Here is an 18,952-nt window from a genome sequence, read left to right as displayed (position 1 = left end):
TCCCGGATCTGTTGTTGCCACTTATATTTACTTGTCATGATACCTATTGCTTTTTAATTATTTTCTAATTACCTATTGACTTTTGATAGCTGGTCTCGGCTCGAAGCATCACATATTGCGTCGCTATCATCCCCGATCTGCCCCAATTGCGATATTGGAGGGGACATCGCGAATACCTTAAAAGCTTAGCGCTAACTTAGCAAGGCTTGCGGACCCTCGCTTCGACGTATTGGTATACGCCTTCACGAGTGTCCGCTTCGCATTGCGTCGTTATCATCCGTTCTCTGCCCCAATTGCACCTCGCCGTCTTCCCGGTATGGGCTTGAGCCGGGATCCACAGATCCTCGTTTTATGTCCGCCAAGATATCGGAATCAAAGTCAAAACAATGGACCTCGGCTCAGGTGCATACCGGGGCGACGAGAAGGGGCTTAGATTCTTGTTTTTGATTTAATACAACCGTTTCACCATTGCTTCACAACGGCTTCACGCGACAGTATTTGTTGCAGCTTCACCATCGTTATGCTAAGCCAACGCTCCTAGATGCCCCAATTGCAAGCAAATAAAGAGGGGGACTCTCTTACGAGAGCCCCCTCTTGTTATCTTAAATCGCCCCGCTCCGGGTGCTGTAGCAGATCCGGACTTACGCCGCCTTGTAACTGAAACTGCGATACGGGAATCTGGAACTCGTTGCCGTGTACCTTGATTTCTGTTGATCGGAATAATCAATTTCTAAAAGCGGACGGGGCGATTTCTGGTTATCAGAATACACAGAAAATTAAAAACTGTCATCAGTAATGAGACTCTTGTTACTGAATGCATAAGGGGTCTCATGTTATATATGTGTTTACACTAACGTGCCATCTAGATGCCATAGTGCATTGACATGTAATGATTTATATAAATGATCCTTGACGTATTCTGATCAGAGGAATATATTCACTCAAGTGTGCATATGCACATTAAAGGAGAATGGACTTGCCGAGAGAGGTCAAATGCAGAAGAGTATGCAGCATACCTGAAACCCTGCGCTTTATTCCCGAAGGCAGCGCAGAGGATGTGACTGTCCTTACCATCGAGGAAGTCGAGTCGCTGCGTCTTTGTGACCTTGAATCTATGGACCAGGACAAAGCTGCAAGCTTGATGAATATATCAAGAGGAACGCTGCAGAGGATACTTTACTCTGCGCACAAAAAAGTAGCGGAGGCTCTCTGCAGAGGCAGGGAGATCCATATAGACGGAGGACATTTCGAATTGTCGGAGGCCCGCTGCAAAGGTAAAAAGGAATGCAGCCATTGTCGTTTCCGGCGTGGAGAGATGAACTCAAAACAAGGAGATGCAGAAGATGACCGAACATGAGAATTGTACAAATGAATGTGGGAGCTGCGGAGAGGAATGCACTTCCAGAACACAGCCCTTCGATTTCAAAGTCAAGCTTAATCCCCTCAGCAGCGTAAGGAAGGTCATAGGAGTGGTAAGCGGAAAGGGAGGGGTCGGAAAATCTTTAATAACATCCCTTCTGGCTGTGCAGATGCAGAAAATGGGCCATCAGTCGGCCATTCTGGATGCTGACATAACAGGTCCCTCGATACCAAAGATGTTCGGGCTCTCAGGTCTGGCAAAGGCAAACGAATCAGGCATTATCCCGGTAACGACTAGAACAGGCATAGACATAATTTCGATAAATCTTCTAGTGGAGGATCAGACGACCCCTGTCATCTGGCGGGGTCCGGCTGTTGCAGACGTGGTAAAACAGTTCTGGAGCGATGTTATCTGGTCCGGTGTCGATTACATGTTTGTTGACATGCCTCCGGGAACTGGAGATGTTCCCCTTACGGTCTTCCAGTCGCTTCCCGTCGACGGGATAGTCATAGTATCTTCTCCGCAGGAACTTGTCTCAATGATAGTGGAGAAGGCCGTCCGTATGGCAGAACAGATGAATGTGCCTATACTTGGGATAGTAGAGAACATGAGTTCGGTCATCTGTCCCGACTGCGGGAAGGAGATCAAGATCTTTGGGGAAAGCCGGGTAAGGGAGACAGCTGAGAAGCACGGCATAGAGTTCCTTGCAAGCATACCTGTTAGTTCGGAGATCGCCGCCCTCTGCGATGCCGGAGAGATAGAAGATGAAAATTCAGGGTGGCTGAAAGAAGCCGCATTAAAAATAGAAAAGCTATAATAAAAAAACAGGGGGCTGCATATTCAGCTCCCTGTTTTTTTGATGTTTTTAATTATTATTGGCACAGCTTACAGCTTCCGCAGCTTGCGGAAGGCTTATTTCCGCATCCCTTATCATGCTCATGATCGTGGGAATGCCCTTCCTTCATGAACTCATATACAGGAGCGTATATTGATAGGAGGACTCGGGCGTTTTCAGAACATCCCTCCCCTGAAGGGTTATTTGATGCGCATGTATCATCGGAGCAGAGGGGGATCGCTGCTTTTAGCATTTCAAGATCCTTCGCACCGTCAATTATCGCGTTCAGCACCATGTTTTTTGTTACCCGGGTCTCTGAGCAGACGGTAAATCCACCCGGAGCGTCTCTCCAGAATTTCTCAAGTTTGTCCATTATATGATCCCCTTTCAAGATTTCGTCCATTTTTAAGATCAGATATCGTCGGATCCGGATAAGACAGAAACTCTCATCAGTTCTGTAAATCCGTAGTTTTTGTACATCTTGGCGCCCATTTCAGTGGCCAGCAGGACCATATTCTCAGAAAAATGAGAAGCATGGTCAGCCAGGGAGTCCATGAGCCTTGCTGCCAGCCCCTGCCTTCTTGCCTCCGGCCTTGTTGCAAAGTAATATAGGCCGCAGGTCCTGTCAGCCGAATGCAGCAGTGCGGAACAGAGAGGTATCCCCTCTTTTTCAAGGTAGTATAGGCGGTTATCCGAACAGCTGCTCAGATAGGCCGCAAAATTATTGTAGCTGTCCGGGACCGGAAGTTCACCGCCAAATCCAGTCCAGGCTGCTTCCGCCCATTCTATTTCACCGGATCTGTCTGTAACTCTCTTAACATGCTGATCCTGCTCTCTTCCTGAAAAAGAGATCCTTATTGACATCGCAATATATTCTGCCCGGATGGAAAGGCCTCTGTTTTCAAGTGCTCCTGAAACCTCGTTTTTCAGTTCCGGAAGCTGCATGGAAATAAAAGGCAAATTTCTGTCCTCAAAAAAGCCAAGTACACGAGCAGCCTCTTCCTCCGATGAGCAGTTGTCAAACAGAGCATAATTCTCTCCGGCAAAAGGCATCCCGGTCGCAAAAGCACCTGCCCCATTCCGCAGTTCGAGGATTCCCCCACCCGGAGTCTTCCCGAGCATCTTGAGTGCTGAAGTAAAATTTACTGCAAAGTGCCGGGTCTCTGACATTCAACAGGCCCCCAAAGTATATAATCATTAAAGGCGAAGCAAAGTATCTTTTCCTATTTTAAGCCAAAAAAGAGGGACTGGAAAATGTCGACAGTGAAAAAGAAAAGAAAACTTACATCAGGGGAAGGCTTTACACTTGGGGCTGATGAAAGCCTGGGCCTGTCGATAGGAGTGATCTTTGGCGGAGACGGGAACAAAGACGGACCGCTTCCCCCGGTCTCAGAGGAAAAAACAGGCAAAGTCAAAAGTATTGGTTCAGAAAAAGAAAACGAGAACGGCATATCACGTCTATCCAGGGTCTCTCTCCAGAGACAGACAGCCGGCCGCAGAGGAAAGACTGTGACTGCCGTGATCGTTCCGAAGGACTCAAACATAGACAGGGACCAGCTTGCCAAAGATATGAGGAAAGGTCTCGGCTGCGGATCTTTTGTCGAGAACGGAAATGTTATCCTACAGGGAGATATATGCGACAGGGCCAGGGACTGGCTTCTGAAAAAAGGTGTAAAAGAGGTAATATCAGGGAACTGATCGAAAGTCATCTTTTTTCAAAGCAACAGTAAAAGTGTGAATAAAATTTATATGAGGGTAGGAGAATGTTATTCTTTTCCCTTTTTTATTACCAAAGACCAAGTTCTACATCAAAAAAAAGAGTATAAAGATGGTGACTTTATCTGACTTTAGCTATAAAAAACCCCGGTCCCGGTCCGCGGTCATTAAGTGCAGCTACCACTGCTTATTTATCAGGATCTAAGCTATAAACGGTGGATTACCTCTTATTGACCAGCCAGACCCCGCATAGTATCATCGCCCCTCCGGCAAACAGCCAGGGGGTGAATCTTTCCCCTACCAGGAAATAAGATATTACGACCCCGGCTATCGGCTGAAGGAACTGGAAGACTGCGACCCTGGCAACTGTGAAGACAGAAAGGGCTTTGAACCAGAAGATATAGGCCAGGGCAGATGAAAATGCTCCCAGAAAGATCAGGGCCGCCCAGGTTCCCGAGGAGAAAGATGGGATGACCGAAAAATCGCTGCCTATGAATATTACGAAAGGCGTTGCCACAATAAGGGCAAAGAGCATTTCCCAAAATATTACGAATGCCGGAGAGAGGTCCTTTTTGAGCACTCTCCTTGAAACGATCAGGAAGATCGCCCAGTTAAGAACGGAAAGGAGCATGATAAGATCTCCTATGCTTCCGAAACCTCCGGAATTTGCGGTAATGACCGTTCCGCGTCCGATAACGAGAGTGACCCCTGCTGCAGCGAGTATCATCCCGCAGATTCCTCTTCCGGAGATCTTCTCTTTTAAAAATATCCGGCCTAATATCGCGACAAGAGCCGGAGTTGCTATCATCATCCAGTTTGCGTTTGCAGCTCCTGCCGTCTTCATTGCATAACCTTGTATAGCCTGATGGAAAAAGATGCCCTGGAAGCCCATGAGAAAAAGCGCGACGGCTTCATTTTTAGAGGGCAGGCGGATCGATCTCTCACATAATATCCCAGCTAAGAGGACCGGCATTGCAATGGCAAGGCGGAGCCACAGGATCACCATAGGCTCAGCCTGTGCGAGGGCATATTTTGTTGAAGCAAAGCTGCCTCCCCAAATGGTCACTGTTGCGAGTATCATCGCGTAAGCATAATTAGAGGCATCACGGGTCCGGAGGTTCTTTTTTATTATTTCAGTTATTTCAGGCATTGCTATATTTCATCCTCCTGTTTTAAGCAGGGATATCCAGATCAACTTTTTTGGGCCGGTCCATGTGCTTCAGTCAGCCGGTCTATTTTCTGTTAACGAGGTAGACCCCATACATTATTGTTATGCCTCCGGCAAAGAGCCATACCGTGAAACGCTCACCAAGCAGCAGGTATGCAATTATCGCCCCGGCAAATGGCTGTAAGAACTGAAAGGCAATTATCCTTGATACGGGAAGCACAGAAAGGCCATGAAACCAGCAAAAATATGCTGCTGCAGAGGCGCCCGCGCCGAGAAATGCCACTGCGGTCCAGGTTTTCGGGCTGAACGATCCAATGACAGAGATATCGTATCCCATAAGCAGTACTGCTAATGTTGCATAAATAAAGGAGAAAAACATCTCCCAGAAAAGGACGAAGCTGTAAGGAAGGTCATCCTTCAGGACTTTTTTGGAAAAGACAAGGAATATGGACCAATTGAGCGACGAAAAAAGTATCAGCAGATCTCCGATCGTCCCGAATGATCCTGATGTCCGGACTGCACCGGCTGAACCCAGGCGAAGTACTAACATTACTCCGGCTGCTGAAATCAATAATCCGGCAAAGCCCATGTGGGATATTTTTTCTTTGAGGAAGAGCCATCCTAAAAGAGCCACAAAGGCCGGAGAGCAGATTATGATCCAGTTTGCGGTAGAGGCGCTGGCAGTTTTCATTGCGTAATTCTGGAGACCTAAAACCAGGAATATACCTTGGAAGCTCATGATGAGAAGGGGCCATAGTTCATGTCTTTCAGGGAGACGGAATGTTTTCTGAAGGTACGATCCCACAAAGAGGAAAGGGATAGAGAGGCCAAGCCTCATCCAGAGTACTACCATAGGATGGGCCTGTTCGAGGGCGACCTTCATTCCAGCAAAACTCGCACTCCATATCGTAATGGCAGTAAGGATGATCAGATAATCGTTGAACCTCGCAGCTTTGATACTGGATGTACTATTTTCGGACATAAAAGGATCTCTTCTTTCAGTTATCGTTTCGGCATGGCAGAAATGTTCATTGTCAGACGGTTGCTCCGAGGAATAAAGACAAAGAGTAGTATAGTCTAAATCATCTCTGATGTGTGCAAAAATTAAAGACCTATGGTGTAGTAAAATGTAAGCGGCAGTTGATCAGACCAAAAGCAGAAAGCGGGGCATATGGATGGATGACCGTACTGTAAAAAAAGATATTACGAGAATGTTCAGCGACGGGACCGTTAAAAAGATCGATGATGATATGATCGTCGAAAAACGAATCATCCTTGAAGTTGACGGTTCTCGGGAAGCTATTGTGATATTCACGCCGGGAGAGGAAGAGTTGTGGGCGCTAGGAAACCTCTACTGCAGGCGGATGATAGAAAGCATGAACGATATAAGATCTATTAAAATTGACGACAGCAGAATAATAGTTGAAAGAGCAAACAAAATAGAGGGCTGGAAACTGGAATCCAGATTCCTTCACACTGCGTCGGGGGCTTTTTTGCAGGAAGAAAGGGATAATAACGATCCTTCGTTCCTTCCTCTCGAATGGCAGATCTCCTTTGACGCGATCATGTCCGGCATTGACTGGATAGCGGAAGCACCTCTCTTCAGGCAGGCGGGAAGCGTGCACGTCGCTGCCCTTGTATCTCCTGAGGGCAAAAGACTTTTTAGGACTGAGGACGTGGGGAGGCACAATGCGGTCGACAAGGCCATCGGATGGCTATTGAAAAACAACGTAAAAACGAGTGACGCTGTGCTAATAACGTCAGGACGTCTGCCGGAGGACATGGTACTTAAAGGGGCAGGGGCCAGAATACCCGTCATGGCGAGCATATCAGCTGCGACAGCAAACGGCGCGGATGCTGCGAGGCGCTGTAATATGACACTGATTGGTTTTGCCAGGAACGGAAGATTCAACGTATACAGCGCTCCGGAACGGATAAAATTTAACTCAGAAGAGAAAATATCGGAGGGTGAAAAAATTGCTTGAAGATCTTTCCGCACATGTGCTGGATATAGCAGAAAACAGCGTTATGGCAAGCGGTACAGAGGTAAGGATCGAGATCCTGGAAGAGAGATCTGCGGATAGACTTATTTTCTCGGTAGAGGACAACGGAAAAGGCATGACCGAAGATTTTATTGCAAAGGTGACTGATCCCTTCACGACAACAAGGACGACGAGAAGGGTCGGTATGGGACTGCCCTTCCTCAAGCAGTCTGCAGAACTCTGCGGAGGCGGACTTGCCATAAGTTCAAAACCCGGAAAGGGCACAAAAACGACCGCGACCTTCAGAATGAGCAGCATAGACAGGCCTCCCCTCGGAGACATCCCTGCCACGTTGATGACGCTCATTATGGGTTCCCCGGAGATACACTGGACGTACAGACATAAAACAGATTCAGGGGAATTTGTACTGGACACGGATGAGATAATAGAAGCCCTCGATGGAGACAGGGAGATGCTCCGTTCTGTAGAAGTCGGCCTTTGGCTCAGGGAACATATCAAGGAAAATCTGGACGAGATAAAATGGGAGGGATAATCTATTCCAATCTCACAAATGACGAAAGAGAAAGATCGATAAAAATTTATTCTAAGATAAGAATAAACTGTATTACTTAGTATTTTGAATGTAAAAATATTAAAAAAGAGTGCAAACAGTCATATTTTGTAAAGCTTGTTATTTTTTGCGCAAGGCTGTAAAATTGTTATCAAATGCTATAACAATTAAAATATAGATTAATTCTATAGGAGGATGTTTAATATGAATTTAAAAGAATTGGCTGAGCTGATCAATGCTGAGGTCATAACCTCTGACAGGGATCTGAGCGAGATAACAGTACCATTTGCATATGCCTGCGACCTGATGAGCGATGTCCTTGCCTTCTGCTCTCCCGGCTCCCTTCTCCTTACTGGCCTTACCAATATTCAGATAGTCAGGACAGCGCAGATGCTTGATCTTCCTGCCGTGGTATTCGTCAGGGGTAAGATCCCGCTCGAAGAGACAGTGAATCTTGCGAAGGAAAGCGGAATACCCGTACTTCTGTCCAAATATAGCCTATATGAGGTTTGCGGAAGGCTGTATGCAGCGGGTGTAAAACCAAGTTACGTTCCACAGCCTCGGGAGGCATAACAGTATGGCTGCTCCTGTATGTATGGAATACAGGATAGAGGGCAACAACTTCATGGTGGCAGGTACTGCCTCTAATAATATAAAAAACACCCTCAAAATGCTTGGCATACAGTCAGATGTATGCAGAAGAGCTGCTGTAATTGCATACGAAGCAGAAATAAACCTTGTGATCCACGCAAACGGCGGGATCCTGAAAGCCGTCATATCAGAGGACAAGCTTGAAATATCAACTGAGGACGAAGGGCCCGGAATACCTGATATCGATCAGGCCATGACAGAGGGATATACCACTGCTTCGAACCAGGCTAGAGAAATGGGGTTTGGTGCCGGGATGGGGCTTCCGAATATAAAGAGGAATTCGGATCTTTTTGAAATAGAATCTACTCCCGGTGTTGGGACCAAATTGATATCAACTGTATTTTTCAACAAATAGCTACCGGACAAGAATCCTTCAATAAGCTCGTTCATACCAAACATGCTATTTTTTACTTTAGGTTCCGGCTGTTATACTGTTCAAATCAGACAGATTTCAGTTACGGACCACCGATATGCAGTTATTGAATCCAGCCGTTACCAGATCTCCAGCTATATGCCGGCTGTTACGGAGGAGCGAACCGCATGGAACATAGTATAAAAATCTCAAAAGAGGCATGCCAGGGATGTGTCAACTGTATCAGAGTCTGTCCTACAGAGGCTATTCGTGTAGTTGACGGAGAAATCAGCATCATAGAGGAGCTTTGCATAGACTGCGGAGAATGTCTGCGTTCTTGCTCCCGTTCTGCTCTTGGCATATATGAAGATGACTGGAACAGGATAAAAGAATCATCCAGAACGACATTAGTTCCCGATCCGGTCTTTTTTTCGCAGTTCAGCCATTATGGCAGACCTGACAACCTCGAAGACGTTCTCATGTCACTTGACTTCAAGATCCTCATTGATGAAGCTGAGGATGCTTTTGACCTGGCAGCCTACGCTGTAGCGCAGCTCATCAACAGGTCATCCAGGACCGTTCTGCCGCTCATATCAGTATACTGCCCCGCTGTTCTCAGACTCATCCAGACTAAATTTCCGGAATTGCTTTCAAGGGTAGTCCCGGTACTTTCTCCCCTTGAGATCGCTGCAACATTATGGAGGATGAGGACCAACAGTGATGCGCCCCTTACCCTTCTTGCCCCTTGTCCAGCCAAGATAACCATGGTCAGGGAACCGCACGGCAAAGGAGTTTCTCCGCTTACGAACGCAGTAACGGTCAGGAAGGTAGCAAGGAGCATAATGGCTGAAGGCGACATAAATGTCGAAAACGAATCTGCACCGAGGAAAAGGAACAACAGGTGGATACAGTGGGCGCGGCGCGGTGGAGAATCAAGGCACGTCCAGGCCTTTTCAGACAAAAAACTGACTATACTTGCAGTATCGGGCATGAGGAATACGCTTGACACACTTCAGGAACTTGAGCTGGGAAGGCTGCGAGGCGTTGATTTTATCGAATGTCGTGTCTGCGACACAGGATGCGTCGGCGGAGTAGGAACTGCGGATTCGCGTTTTCTTGCAAACCTCCGCCTTGGCAGCATCGAGACAGAATGGAACATCACTCCTAAAGAACTATCAAGGGCGGAGGAACTCTTCACAATGGACATATGGCCTGTTACTAACGAATATCAGCCACGTCCCCGCCTTCCTCTTTCTGATAACGTAGCAGATGCCATGGTCAAACTGCAGCAGATGAAGGAGATCTATAGTGGCCTTCCCCATATCGACTGCGGATCCTGCGGCAGGCCCTCATGCCAGGCAATGGCAGAGGAAATAGTCAGGGGGCACGGTTCTGTGACAGACTGTATCTTTAAGCTCAGAGAGGGTATCTCTGCACTTGCATGTCAAATCGTAAAACTCTCAGAATCCCAGCCCCACACGCTTAAGAGAAAGGGAGGAAAAAGTTGAAGATAAAGGACCTATGCGAAAAACTGAACGCTGATGTGCAGGCAGCAGGCGACCCTGAAAGAGATGTGACTAAGGCTGCGGCCGGAGACCTGCTCAGCTTCATAATGGGCACAGTATCAGAGGGTTCTGCCTGGATAACGATACAGGCCCACCTGAATGTTGCAGCTGTAGCGGTATTAAAGGATATTCCGATCATAATACTGGCCTCGGACAGAAAGGCCCCTGCAGATCTCATCGATCGGTGCATGGCAGAAAACATCTGCGTGGCATCTGTCAGCGAATCAATATTCGGAACATGCATGAGGCTCTCGGAGCTTGGTATAGAAGGATAATAAAATATGCTTAAGCCTTTCTGGGTCGACCTCCATATACATACGGCCCTTTCTCCCTGCGGAAGCCTGGATATGGGAGCGCCTGAGATAGTTTCAGCTGCCAGAGGGGCCGGTATCGATGTAATCGGCATAGCTGACCATAACACCTGTGACAATTTTCCCGCGGTGCACGAAGCTTCGGAGGGGGTTCCTCTTGTCCTGCCGTGCATAGAGACTCAGAGCGCAGAAGATATTCATATTCTTACTGTTTTTCCTGATTTCAAAACCGCAACTCTATACAAAGCCTGGCTCTGGGAAAAGATGCTGCCGATAAAAAACGACGTAGACTATTTCGGCTATCAAGTAGTTCTGGACCATTGCAACAATATACTGAGAGAAGAAGAGACCCTCCTCATACAGGGTTCGGGATATGAAGTAGATCAGATAGTATCAAAGGTGCAGAGTATAGGAGGTCTTGCGATACTTGCCCACGTCGACAGGCCCTCTTTTTCCTATCCTGTCGCCCTGGGGCCTATGCCGGCCGACTATCCTGCCGACGCTTTTGAGCTCTCCTGGAGGATAGATTCGATCCAGGCTGCCATGTGGAGGGAAAAATATCCGGGCAGGACATTCATAAGATCCTCTGACTCACATACTTTAGAGACGATATCCAGAGCTAACTGCACTAAAATGATGCTTGAAGCACCGACCTTTGAGGAGATCAGAAAGGCCATAAAAGAAGAAGACGGAAGAAGGATCTCCTGGCCCTGGGGCTGATAATTTTTTCGGATCAAATCAGGATACGTTTTTAATAAAAAAGCGCTCTGCCCGATCATAAGGCAGAGCGCTTATCCGTTCTTTAAGGTCTAGAGGTATCTTACCAGACTTCTATAAACGCAATGTCGGTGTAGATGCTTTCGAGGCGTACCTTGTGTCCCTTTTCCATCTTTGCGAGTTCAAGGAAGGTCTCCTTCTGCTTGGCTTCTTCGCTGGCATCAGCGAACTGCTGGTACATCTCCATTGCTTCCTGTTCCTTTTTCATTGCAAGCGCAATGGCATCCTTGAACGCCATATCGGTGGAAAGGGTCTGGGGGGCTTCGACAGTCTCAGTGACTTTGTAATCCTTCTCATCGATGAACTTCATATCCTTCATTTCGTTGCTGAGATAACCCTCAAGAAGCACCTTGTGTCCTGATTCTTCGTCAGCAAGCTCCTGAAAAGTCTTTTTCATTGCGGGGTCCTTCATCTTGGCTGCCGCGTCCCTGTAAAACTCGAATGCCTCGACTTCGTTTCCAACTGCCATTTTCAATATTTCCTTATAATTTTTCATTTTGATCTCCTCTCTTTTTCCCTGTTTCTATACATAGGACTGGGAAAATATGAAAATTAATATATATATGCTCTAAGGGTAAACTGAGGGGGCCGGGCTTTTGAGATCAAAGAGAGCGCCACTCTCCATCTTCATAAGTTTCCATAGAGATGGGGTCCAGGTGGAAGTAGAGTGCGCAAAGTTCAAGTCGGCCAGCCTCAAGTGCCTCTTTAACAGTCTGGTATTCCTTCAATTTTGCGAGCTGACGTACTGCCTGGGCCTTTTCGGCTCCTTCAAGATCTGGCCCCGCATATTCTTCCTGTTCCAGCCACTTTTTCAGTCCTTCTGTATCCAGGTGCTCCTTATTTTCTGTTGCCTTTACAGCTCCGCACTGGTTGTGCCCCAGCACGGCCAACCTTTTTACCTTCAGATGTTTGACCGCATAATCTATGCATGCCCTCACTGAAGATTCCTCTGTCCGGGCGAGGTTCCCGACATTCCGGAGTATGAAGATCTCTCCTGGTTTTGCGTCGAATATATGTTCCGGTATTATCCTGCTGTCGCTGCACGAGATCATCATGGTATGAGGACGCTGTCCGGCGACCAGATCGGCATAAAAATCCCTGTCAGCCTTTGCTGCAAAACGCTTGAAACCATCTGCAAGTTCCTTCATCGTTATCTCACTTCCTGGCTGAGTTTCATTTTTTCCACATCGTGGGGGGTGTTGAGGTTAAAAAAGGAGCTTCTTTCATCACCGAATTCTTTGAGCTTTTTTTCGTTGATCACGGTAAGCCTGATGTCATTGTAGAACTGTTTTATTTTTCTATCTCCGCGCAGCATGGCATCAGAAACAGCTCCAATACAGTTTTTACGATAGAATGCATGGAGAGGTTCCAAAAATCCTTGCCTTTCAGCTACAATGGCATCATTGTTTACGCTGCAGAAACTGCTCATCCCTTTTATTACATCCGGGTCAGGGGAGGGCATATCACAGCCCATAAGGAATCCCCATTCTTCTTTCATATGGTACAGACCATTGTAAAGACCTTCGAGCGGTCCTCTTGCCTGTACCCTGTCCTCTACTACTGCTATGTCCCATTTATTGACAAGCAGAGAGAGGGTCTCTTTTGCCTTTGTAGATTCTCCCGGAGCAACCAGCAGGATGACTTCTTTAAAAAGTGGTGCAACAATCTCGAGGGTGCCCTCAATAAGAAGGGAACCCTCGAGCTCAAGATAAAGTTTATTCCTGCCACCCATCCTTGAGCCCTGACCGCCGGCCAGCAAGAGCAGCGAAGCGTGGAGGCGCTCCTTGTATGCTGTACCGCCGACCGGAGTGAATACCAGGGTCTTGTTATGAAGGAGTGGTTTCATGATCAGCTGATTTATGCTTTTGGTTCGTCAAGAGCTCCTGAGAACACCATGTAGTAAAGAACAGCGACGAACAGGATGCCACCGACCATATTCCCGATTGTTACAGGAATTATGTTTCCCCAGTACCCGCCCATTGTGAGGGCAGCCAGTTTGTCAGGTGCCACTGCTGCAAGTTCGACTGTTGCCGCATCTCCGCCCTTGATGAACATTCCCAGTGCGATGAAGTACATGTTTGCGATGCTGTGTTCAAACCCCATCGTTACGAATCCTGAGATCGGGATGAGGCAGCAGATGTATTTGCTCATTACGTCCATTGCTGAGAATGACATCCATACTGCCATAACGACCAGCCAGTTACAAAGGACGCCGCGGAATACCATCTGGCTTACCGGGAGGTTGACCTTTGCAACTGCTATCTTGAGTGCATTGACTCCCGTTGCTCCAGTTGCTAGCCCTGTGTTATAGATCATCCAAGCGAGAAATACAGATCCGATAAGGTTTGCGATGTAAACTACAGTCCAGTTTTTTAGTACGCCCTGGAAAGATACGCATCCGTTAAGCATGCCTATGGGCATGAGGCAGTTTCCGGTGAAGAGCTCTGCTCCGCCAACGATGACGAGCATGAGTCCAAGGGCAAACACCATTCCTCCCAGCATCTTTGAGATGCCGACGCCGGCATACTGAGCCACGTCCTGAGTAACGGTTGTCATCAAAAAGCCGCCGAACGCGATGTAAGCGCCTGCAAGGAAACCCATTACGAGCAATGCCTTAATGGAAAGGCCTGCTTTGGCTTTTGCTACAGTACAGGCACTCTTTGCAATTTCTACAGGTGGTTTAAAGTTCATTTCTTAAAACGCCTCCGTTATTATTGTAATGGGGCGGAATATATTATCCGCCCCTCTGTTTTATTGCTAAGGCTGTTTAAGCCTTTGATACTTTTACTGCGCTGACCTTAAAGGCAGGGGTCTCAGAAGTGGGATCCCACACTGAAGCAGTCAGCAGGTTGGCAGAAGCCTCTCCAAAGTGGAACGGGAGGAATACCATTTTCTCCGGTACGCTGTCGGTTATCCTCGCACCGCCTGTTACTTCGCCGCGGCGGGATTTGACTGTTACTTTTTCGCCTTCGCTTACGCCCATGGCTGCTGCATCAACGGGGTTGACCTCGATGTAAAGTTCCTTGACATATTTGCCTGATGCACCTCTGCGGCTCATTGAGCCGGAATGGTAGTGGAAGAGGTTGCGTCCGGTAGTTGCAATGAACGGATACTCCTCATCAGGCCATTCATGCGGTGCAGCCCACTCGCAGGGTGAGAATGTTGCCATTCCGTTGGGCCTTGCGAATTTCGCGGTGTGGAGGTTTGGCGTTCCGGGGTGTTCCGGTGTCGGGCAGGGCCACTGGAGGTATCCTTTGTCAAGACGCTCATGGCTCATGCCTGCATATGCAGGAACGAACTTAGCGATGTCGTTAAAGACATCGGACGCTGTTTTGAAGTTCCAGTCGTGTCCGAAACGTTTTGCAAGTTCGACAAATACAGTCCAGTCTTCCCTTGCTTCTCCCGGTGCTTCAGCTGCCTTGCGAAGCAGTTGGACGGCGCGGGTCGTATTGGTGCAGGTTCCCGGCTTTTCAGGCCAGCATGCGGCAGGGAGTACTACGTCGGCTTTCTGCGCTGTCTCCGTCAGGAAAATATCCTGTACGACAAGGAGGTCGAGCGTGTCAAGGGCGTGGGAAACGTGGTTCGTATCCGCGTCAGTTACCATTGGGTTTTCACCCATGATGTAGAGTGCCTTGAGTTCGCCTTTTCCCGCTGCTTCCATCATGGTTGCAACAGAGAGTCCTACCTTGCCCTCTTGAGGCATTTTGCATCCCCAGAGAGCTTCGATCTTTTCCGCTGCTGCGGGCAGACCGACCTTCAGATAGCCGGGTAGGGTTGCCGGGAGGCATCCCATATCACATGCACCCTGGACGTTGTTCTGTCCGCGGAGCGGGTTGACGCCGGTTCCCGGGCGGCCCAGCATTCCGCAGAGAAGCGCCAGGTTGCAGCAGCTGCGGACGTTGTTGGTACCGGTCGTATGCTGTGTGATGCCCATTGTGTAGTAGAGTGCTGAGTTTGGTCCTGATGCATAGAGGCGTGCAGCCTCACGGATCGTATCCGCAGGAATGCCTGTAATGCCCTCAACGTACTCGGGTGTGTACTTCCCGACTAGGGCCTTAAGTTCCTCAAACTTCTCCACTCTCTCCTCGATAAACTTCGGGTCGTGGAGGTTTTCGGCAAGGATGACGTTCATCATGCCGTTAAGGAGTGCCACGTCAGATCCGCTTCTCTGCTGGATCTTAACGGTAGCCAGATCGTGAAGCTCGATCCTGCGCGGGTCACAGACGATAAGCTTGGCGCCTTTGCGGACCTGCTCTTTTATCATCATGCCAACGACAGGGTGTGCTTCAGTCGTGTTGGAACCGATCACCATGATAGTATCGGCATGTTTGATGGAATCAAAATCGTTTGTCATTGCTCCGCTTCCGAAGGTCTCACCGAGACCTGCAACTGTTGCGGAGTGTCAGAGATGGGCACAGTGGTCTACGTTATTAGTGCCCATCACCTCCCTTGCGAACCTCTGCATGAGGTAGTTGTCTTCGTTGGTGCAGCGTGCAGAGGAGAAGAATCCGGCTTTGCCCTTGTTTGCCTTGAGACCGTCGGCTATCTTGTCGAGAGCCTCATCCCAGGTAGCCTTGCGAAATTCTCCGTTTTCCTTGATGAGAGGTGTTGTTAGCCTGTCAGGATGGTTTACGAACTCCCATGAGAAGCGGCCTTTTACGCATGTGCGGCCCTTGTTCAGGGAATCCATATTCGTATGGTCTGACGTTACGTTAGCGATCTTGCCTGTCCTTTCGTTGACCTGGACAAGAAGTTCGCATCCGACTCCGCAGTATGTGCAGACTGTCCTGGTGGTCTTGAGTTCCCAGGGACGTCCCTTGCCTACAGCCGGTTTTTCATAAAGGGCTCCGACAGGACATACGGCGACACATTGGCCGCAGAAGGTGCAGTCAGATTCTTCCAGGCCTCTGCCTACAGGAGGCTGAACAGCTGTAACGATACCACGGTTCTGGAAGTCTATTGCGTGGTACTGTGAGTGCTTGTCACAGACCCTGATGCAGCGTCCGCATAGGATGCATTTGTTGAGGTCGCGGATGTAGAAGGGGTTGCTGTCATCGAGTTTGTGGTCTTTGCAGGTATCTCCCTCTTCCCAGAAAGGAGATTTCTCTATACCGAGATCATATGCGATCGCCTGGAGTTCACATTTTCCGTTGCTGCTGCAGCTGAAGCAATCCAGAGGATGGCGGATGAGAAGAAGTTCAATGACTGCCTTGCGGGCTGTACGAACTTTTTCCGTATTTGTATTGATCACCATTCCGTCCATTATAGGAGTGGAACATGCCGTCTGAAGTTTCGGGTTGTTTTCCACTTCCACGAGACATACCCTGCAGGCCCCTGCTATCTCCAGCGCGGGGTGCTCGCAGAGGACCGGTATGTAAATGTTAGCGGCTCTGGCGGCCTGGAGGATAGTCATTCCAGGCTGGAACTCTACGCTTTTTCCATTTATTATTGCGTTAGCCATATTTTCTCACCTCATTCCTATTTCTTGTCAATAGCCTTGAAGGGGCAGACTTCGACGCATGCTCCGCACTTGGTGCAAAGAGTCTGATCGATGACGTGCGGCTGTTTTACTGTTCCGGAAATTGCGCTTACCGGGCAGGCCTTTGTGCACTTTGTGCAGCCGACGCATTTGGCTGGATCGATCTTGACCGTAATAAGAGCCTTGCATGCTCCGGCAGGACATCTCTTTTCGAATATGTGTGCTTCGTACTCATCCCTGAAATAGCGAATAGTTGTAAGCACGGGATTCGGAGCTGTCTGGCCAAGACCGCATAGGGATGCCGTCTTTATCTGCGTTCCAAGGTAAATGAGGTTGTCGATGTCTTCTTCGCGTCCCTTGCCCTCGGTGATGCGGATAAGGATGTCGAGCATTTTTTTGGTGCCTTCGCGGCAGGGGATGCATTTTCCGCAGGATTCACGCTGTGTGAACTCAAGGAAGAACCTGGCCATGTCGACCATGCATGTATCTTCATCAACGACAACCAGACCGCCCGAACCCATTATGGCTCCTGCTGCTGTCAGTGATTCATAGCTGATCGGAAGGTCGAGATGTTCCTCTGTGAGGCATCCGCCTGAGGGTCCGCCTATCTGAACGGCCTTAAATTTCTTGCCGCCCATGATACCTCCGCCAATGTCGAATACGACTTCGCGGATGGTGGTCCCCATCGGGACTTCGACAAGGCCGGTGTTGTTTACCTTGCCTGTAAGGGCAAAGACTTTTGTGCCGCGGGATTTTTCATAACCGTAGCTTGCGTACCATTCGGGGCCGTGGAACATTATCTGTGCCACGTTTGCCCAGGTCTCAACGTTATTAATATTGGAAGGTTTTTCCCAGAGACCCTTTATTGCGGGGAACGGAGGGCGTGGGCGCGGCATGCCGCGTTTGCCCTCTATGGAGTTCATCAGGGCGGTCTCTTCTCCGCATACGAAGGCTCCTGCGCCTTCCTTTACATGGAGAGTGAAGTTAAAGCCGGTGCCGAGTATATTCTCACCAAGGAGCCCGGCCTCTTCCGCGTCTCCTATTGACTTAAGGAGTCTCTTTATTGCGAGGGGATATTCAGCGCGGCAGTAGATATAGCCTTCGTCTGCGCCCATTGCGTAGGCTCCTATGGCCATTCCTTCAATTATTGCGTGGGGGTCACCCTCAAGAAGGGAACGATCCATGAACGCGCCGGGGTCTCCTTCGTCGGCGTTGCATATTACATACTTTTTAGGACCGGGCGATTTTGCACAGAACATCCACTTCATACCTGTAGAGAATCCGCCGCCGCCGCGTCCGCGAAGGCCGGAAGTCTTCATGTCTTCGACTACCTGCTCAGGTGTTTTTTCGGTGAGCACCTTTGCAAGGGCCTGGTATCCGTCGCGTGCGATATATTCTTCAAGTGAATCGGGATCAATGTAACCGCAGTTGCGCAGCGTGAGCCTTACCTGTTTGCTGTAAAAGGGCAGTTCATTGTAGTGCGGGACCGCTTCAGAATGCATAGCTTCCTTATAGAGGAGGCGCTCAACGACCCTTCCCTTGAGAAGGTGTTCAGTTACTATTTCTTTTGCATCCTGCGGTTTTACGTGAGTGTAGAAAGTTCCTTCGGGGTATACGATTACGATGGGGCCGGCCTCGCACATCCCATGACAGCCCGTCTGTACGACAGTGATCTCCTTATCGAGTCCGTTTGCCTTGATACCTTCGCGAAGAGTCTCAAGGACCTTGTCGGATCCTCCTGAGGTGCAGCCTGTTCCTCCGCAGACGAGTACGTGGCTTCTGAAAGTTGCCATATCCTAACGCCTCCTATTCAGGTCTTCCGATGACTTTTTCCTCGACGACGTTGCCGTTTACGAGGTGGTCAGCGATTATGCGGGGAACATCTTCGGGCTTCAGGTTGCCGTATGTTACTCTAGGTTCGCCCGGACGTACTATATCCATAAGCGGCTCATTCTGGCACATACCGATGCAGCCGGTCGTCTCAACTGAAACATCCTTGAGTCCGCGCTTGGAGATCTCTTCCATGGCAACTTCCATTATCTTTCTTCCGCCTGCAGCGATCCCGCACGTCCCAAGTCCGATTATGACTCTGAATTTGCCTTCCTTACGGGCGGCAGTTACAGCTATAGACTTTTCTCTAAGTTTTTTAAGTTCTTCCAAATTGCTGATTTTAGGCATATTCTGT

At 48.8% G+C, this 18,952-nt stretch carries 21 protein-coding genes; 10 read left to right on the top strand and 11 right to left on the bottom strand.

Features of this window, described 5'->3' with window-relative positions:
* The first annotated feature begins 970 nt into the window (after positions 1 to 970).
* Positions 971 to 1,357 (top strand): hypothetical protein, encoded by a 387-nt coding sequence (locus CVV54_07620; protein ID PKL04171.1) that lies wholly within the window; start codon positions 971 to 973, stop codon positions 1,355 to 1,357.
* Positions 1,344 to 2,177 (top strand): ATP-binding protein, encoded by an 834-nt coding sequence (locus CVV54_07615; GenBank protein ID PKL04170.1) that lies wholly within the window; start codon positions 1,344 to 1,346, stop codon positions 2,175 to 2,177. The genes CVV54_07620 and CVV54_07615 overlap by 14 nt, the downstream gene beginning before the upstream one ends.
* A 55-nt stretch (positions 2,178 to 2,232) precedes the next feature.
* On the opposite strand, the gene CVV54_07610 is transcribed toward CVV54_07615, so the two are convergent.
* Both CVV54_07610 and CVV54_07605 read right to left on the bottom strand, forming a co-directional pair.
* Positions 2,233 to 2,568: a hypothetical protein gene (locus tag CVV54_07610; GenBank protein PKL04169.1), complete on the bottom strand. Its 336-nt coding sequence runs from the start codon at positions 2,566 to 2,568 to the stop codon at positions 2,233 to 2,235.
* 38 nt (positions 2,569 to 2,606) lie between these two features.
* Entirely contained in the window at positions 2,607 to 3,365 is a 759-nt protein-coding gene (locus CVV54_07605; protein ID PKL04168.1) for a hypothetical protein, read from the bottom strand.
* 84 nt (positions 3,366 to 3,449) lie between these two features.
* On the opposite strand from CVV54_07605, the gene CVV54_07600 reads away from it, so the two are divergent.
* Positions 3,450 to 3,893: a hypothetical protein gene (locus CVV54_07600; protein ID PKL04167.1), complete on the top strand. Its 444-nt coding sequence runs from the start codon at positions 3,450 to 3,452 to the stop codon at positions 3,891 to 3,893.
* Between the two features lie 238 nt (positions 3,894 to 4,131).
* Here CVV54_07600 and CVV54_07595 read toward each other — a convergent pair whose 3' ends face one another.
* Complete coding sequence (locus CVV54_07595) at positions 4,132 to 5,061, bottom strand: hypothetical protein (GenBank protein ID PKL04166.1); 930 nt, start codon at positions 5,059 to 5,061, stop codon at positions 4,132 to 4,134.
* Positions 5,062 to 5,143: 82 nt separating this feature from the next.
* Positions 5,144 to 6,061, bottom strand: a complete 918-nt coding sequence (locus tag CVV54_07590; GenBank protein ID PKL04165.1) for a hypothetical protein — start codon at positions 6,059 to 6,061, stop codon at positions 5,144 to 5,146.
* Between the two features lie 193 nt (positions 6,062 to 6,254).
* Here CVV54_07590 and CVV54_07585 point away from each other — a divergent pair, with 193 nt between their 5' ends.
* The 7 genes from CVV54_07585 to CVV54_07555 all read left to right on the top strand — a co-directional run bounded on the left by CVV54_07585 (position 6,255) and on the right by CVV54_07555 (position 11,231).
* Entirely contained in the window at positions 6,255 to 7,064 is an 810-nt protein-coding gene (locus CVV54_07585) for a formate dehydrogenase family accessory protein FdhD (GenBank protein PKL04164.1), read from the top strand.
* Positions 7,057 to 7,614, top strand: coding sequence for a histidine kinase (locus tag CVV54_07580; GenBank protein ID PKL04163.1), 558 nt, complete (start codon positions 7,057 to 7,059; stop codon positions 7,612 to 7,614). The genes CVV54_07585 and CVV54_07580 overlap by 8 nt, the downstream gene beginning before the upstream one ends.
* A gap of 222 nt (positions 7,615 to 7,836) precedes the next feature.
* The gene (locus CVV54_07575) at positions 7,837 to 8,205 is read left to right on the top strand and encodes a transcriptional regulator (protein ID PKL04162.1); all 369 of its coding nucleotides are present in this window, start codon (positions 7,837 to 7,839) and stop codon (positions 8,203 to 8,205) included.
* Between the two features lie 4 nt (positions 8,206 to 8,209).
* On the top strand, positions 8,210 to 8,638 hold the full coding sequence (locus CVV54_07570) for an anti-sigma regulatory factor (protein PKL04161.1): 429 nt from the start codon (positions 8,210 to 8,212) through the stop codon (positions 8,636 to 8,638).
* Positions 8,639 to 8,823: 185 nt separating this feature from the next.
* Positions 8,824 to 10,143, top strand: coding sequence for a Fe-S cluster protein (locus CVV54_07565; GenBank protein PKL04160.1), 1,320 nt, complete (start codon positions 8,824 to 8,826; stop codon positions 10,141 to 10,143).
* Positions 10,140 to 10,475: a serine kinase gene (locus CVV54_07560; protein PKL04159.1), complete on the top strand. Its 336-nt coding sequence runs from the start codon at positions 10,140 to 10,142 to the stop codon at positions 10,473 to 10,475. Before CVV54_07565 ends, CVV54_07560 begins: the two co-directional genes overlap by 4 nt.
* Before the next feature lie 6 nt (positions 10,476 to 10,481).
* On the top strand, positions 10,482 to 11,231 hold the full coding sequence (locus CVV54_07555) for a histidinol-phosphatase (GenBank protein ID PKL04158.1): 750 nt from the start codon (positions 10,482 to 10,484) through the stop codon (positions 11,229 to 11,231).
* A 100-nt stretch (positions 11,232 to 11,331) separates the two neighbouring features.
* Here the strand turns inward: CVV54_07555 and CVV54_07550 are convergent, their stop codons facing one another.
* The 7 genes from CVV54_07550 to CVV54_07520 all read right to left on the bottom strand — a co-directional run bounded on the left by CVV54_07550 (position 11,332) and on the right by CVV54_07520 (position 18,945).
* Complete coding sequence (locus tag CVV54_07550) at positions 11,332 to 11,790, bottom strand: ferritin (GenBank protein PKL04157.1); 459 nt, start codon at positions 11,788 to 11,790, stop codon at positions 11,332 to 11,334.
* A 100-nt stretch (positions 11,791 to 11,890) separates the two neighbouring features.
* Entirely contained in the window at positions 11,891 to 12,436 is a 546-nt protein-coding gene (locus CVV54_07545; GenBank protein ID PKL04156.1) for a hypothetical protein, read from the bottom strand.
* A gap of 2 nt (positions 12,437 to 12,438) precedes the next feature.
* Positions 12,439 to 13,134, bottom strand: a complete 696-nt coding sequence (locus tag CVV54_07540; protein ID PKL04155.1) for a hypothetical protein — start codon at positions 13,132 to 13,134, stop codon at positions 12,439 to 12,441.
* Between the two features lie 11 nt (positions 13,135 to 13,145).
* Positions 13,146 to 13,979, bottom strand: coding sequence for an FdhC protein (locus tag CVV54_07535; protein ID PKL04154.1), 834 nt, complete (start codon positions 13,977 to 13,979; stop codon positions 13,146 to 13,148).
* Positions 13,980 to 14,055: 76 nt separating this feature from the next.
* Positions 14,056 to 16,749, bottom strand: coding sequence for a formate dehydrogenase subunit alpha (locus tag CVV54_07530; GenBank protein PKL04153.1), 2,694 nt, complete (start codon positions 16,747 to 16,749; stop codon positions 14,056 to 14,058).
* Positions 16,750 to 16,766: 17 nt separating this feature from the next.
* Positions 16,767 to 18,560, bottom strand: a complete 1,794-nt coding sequence (locus CVV54_07525; protein ID PKL04152.1) for an NADH-quinone oxidoreductase subunit NuoF — start codon at positions 18,558 to 18,560, stop codon at positions 16,767 to 16,769.
* Between the two features lie 13 nt (positions 18,561 to 18,573).
* Positions 18,574 to 18,945 (bottom strand): 2Fe-2S ferredoxin, encoded by a 372-nt coding sequence (locus CVV54_07520; GenBank protein ID PKL04151.1) that lies wholly within the window; start codon positions 18,943 to 18,945, stop codon positions 18,574 to 18,576.
* Positions 18,946 to 18,952: the final 7 nt, after the last annotated feature.

Source organism: Synergistetes bacterium HGW-Synergistetes-1 (assembly GCA_002839185.1).
Lineage (GTDB): Bacteria > Synergistota > Synergistia > Synergistales > Synergistaceae > Caenicola.
Note: the sequence above shows the minus strand (reverse complement) of the source record. Positions and strands in the feature narration are given on the sequence as shown.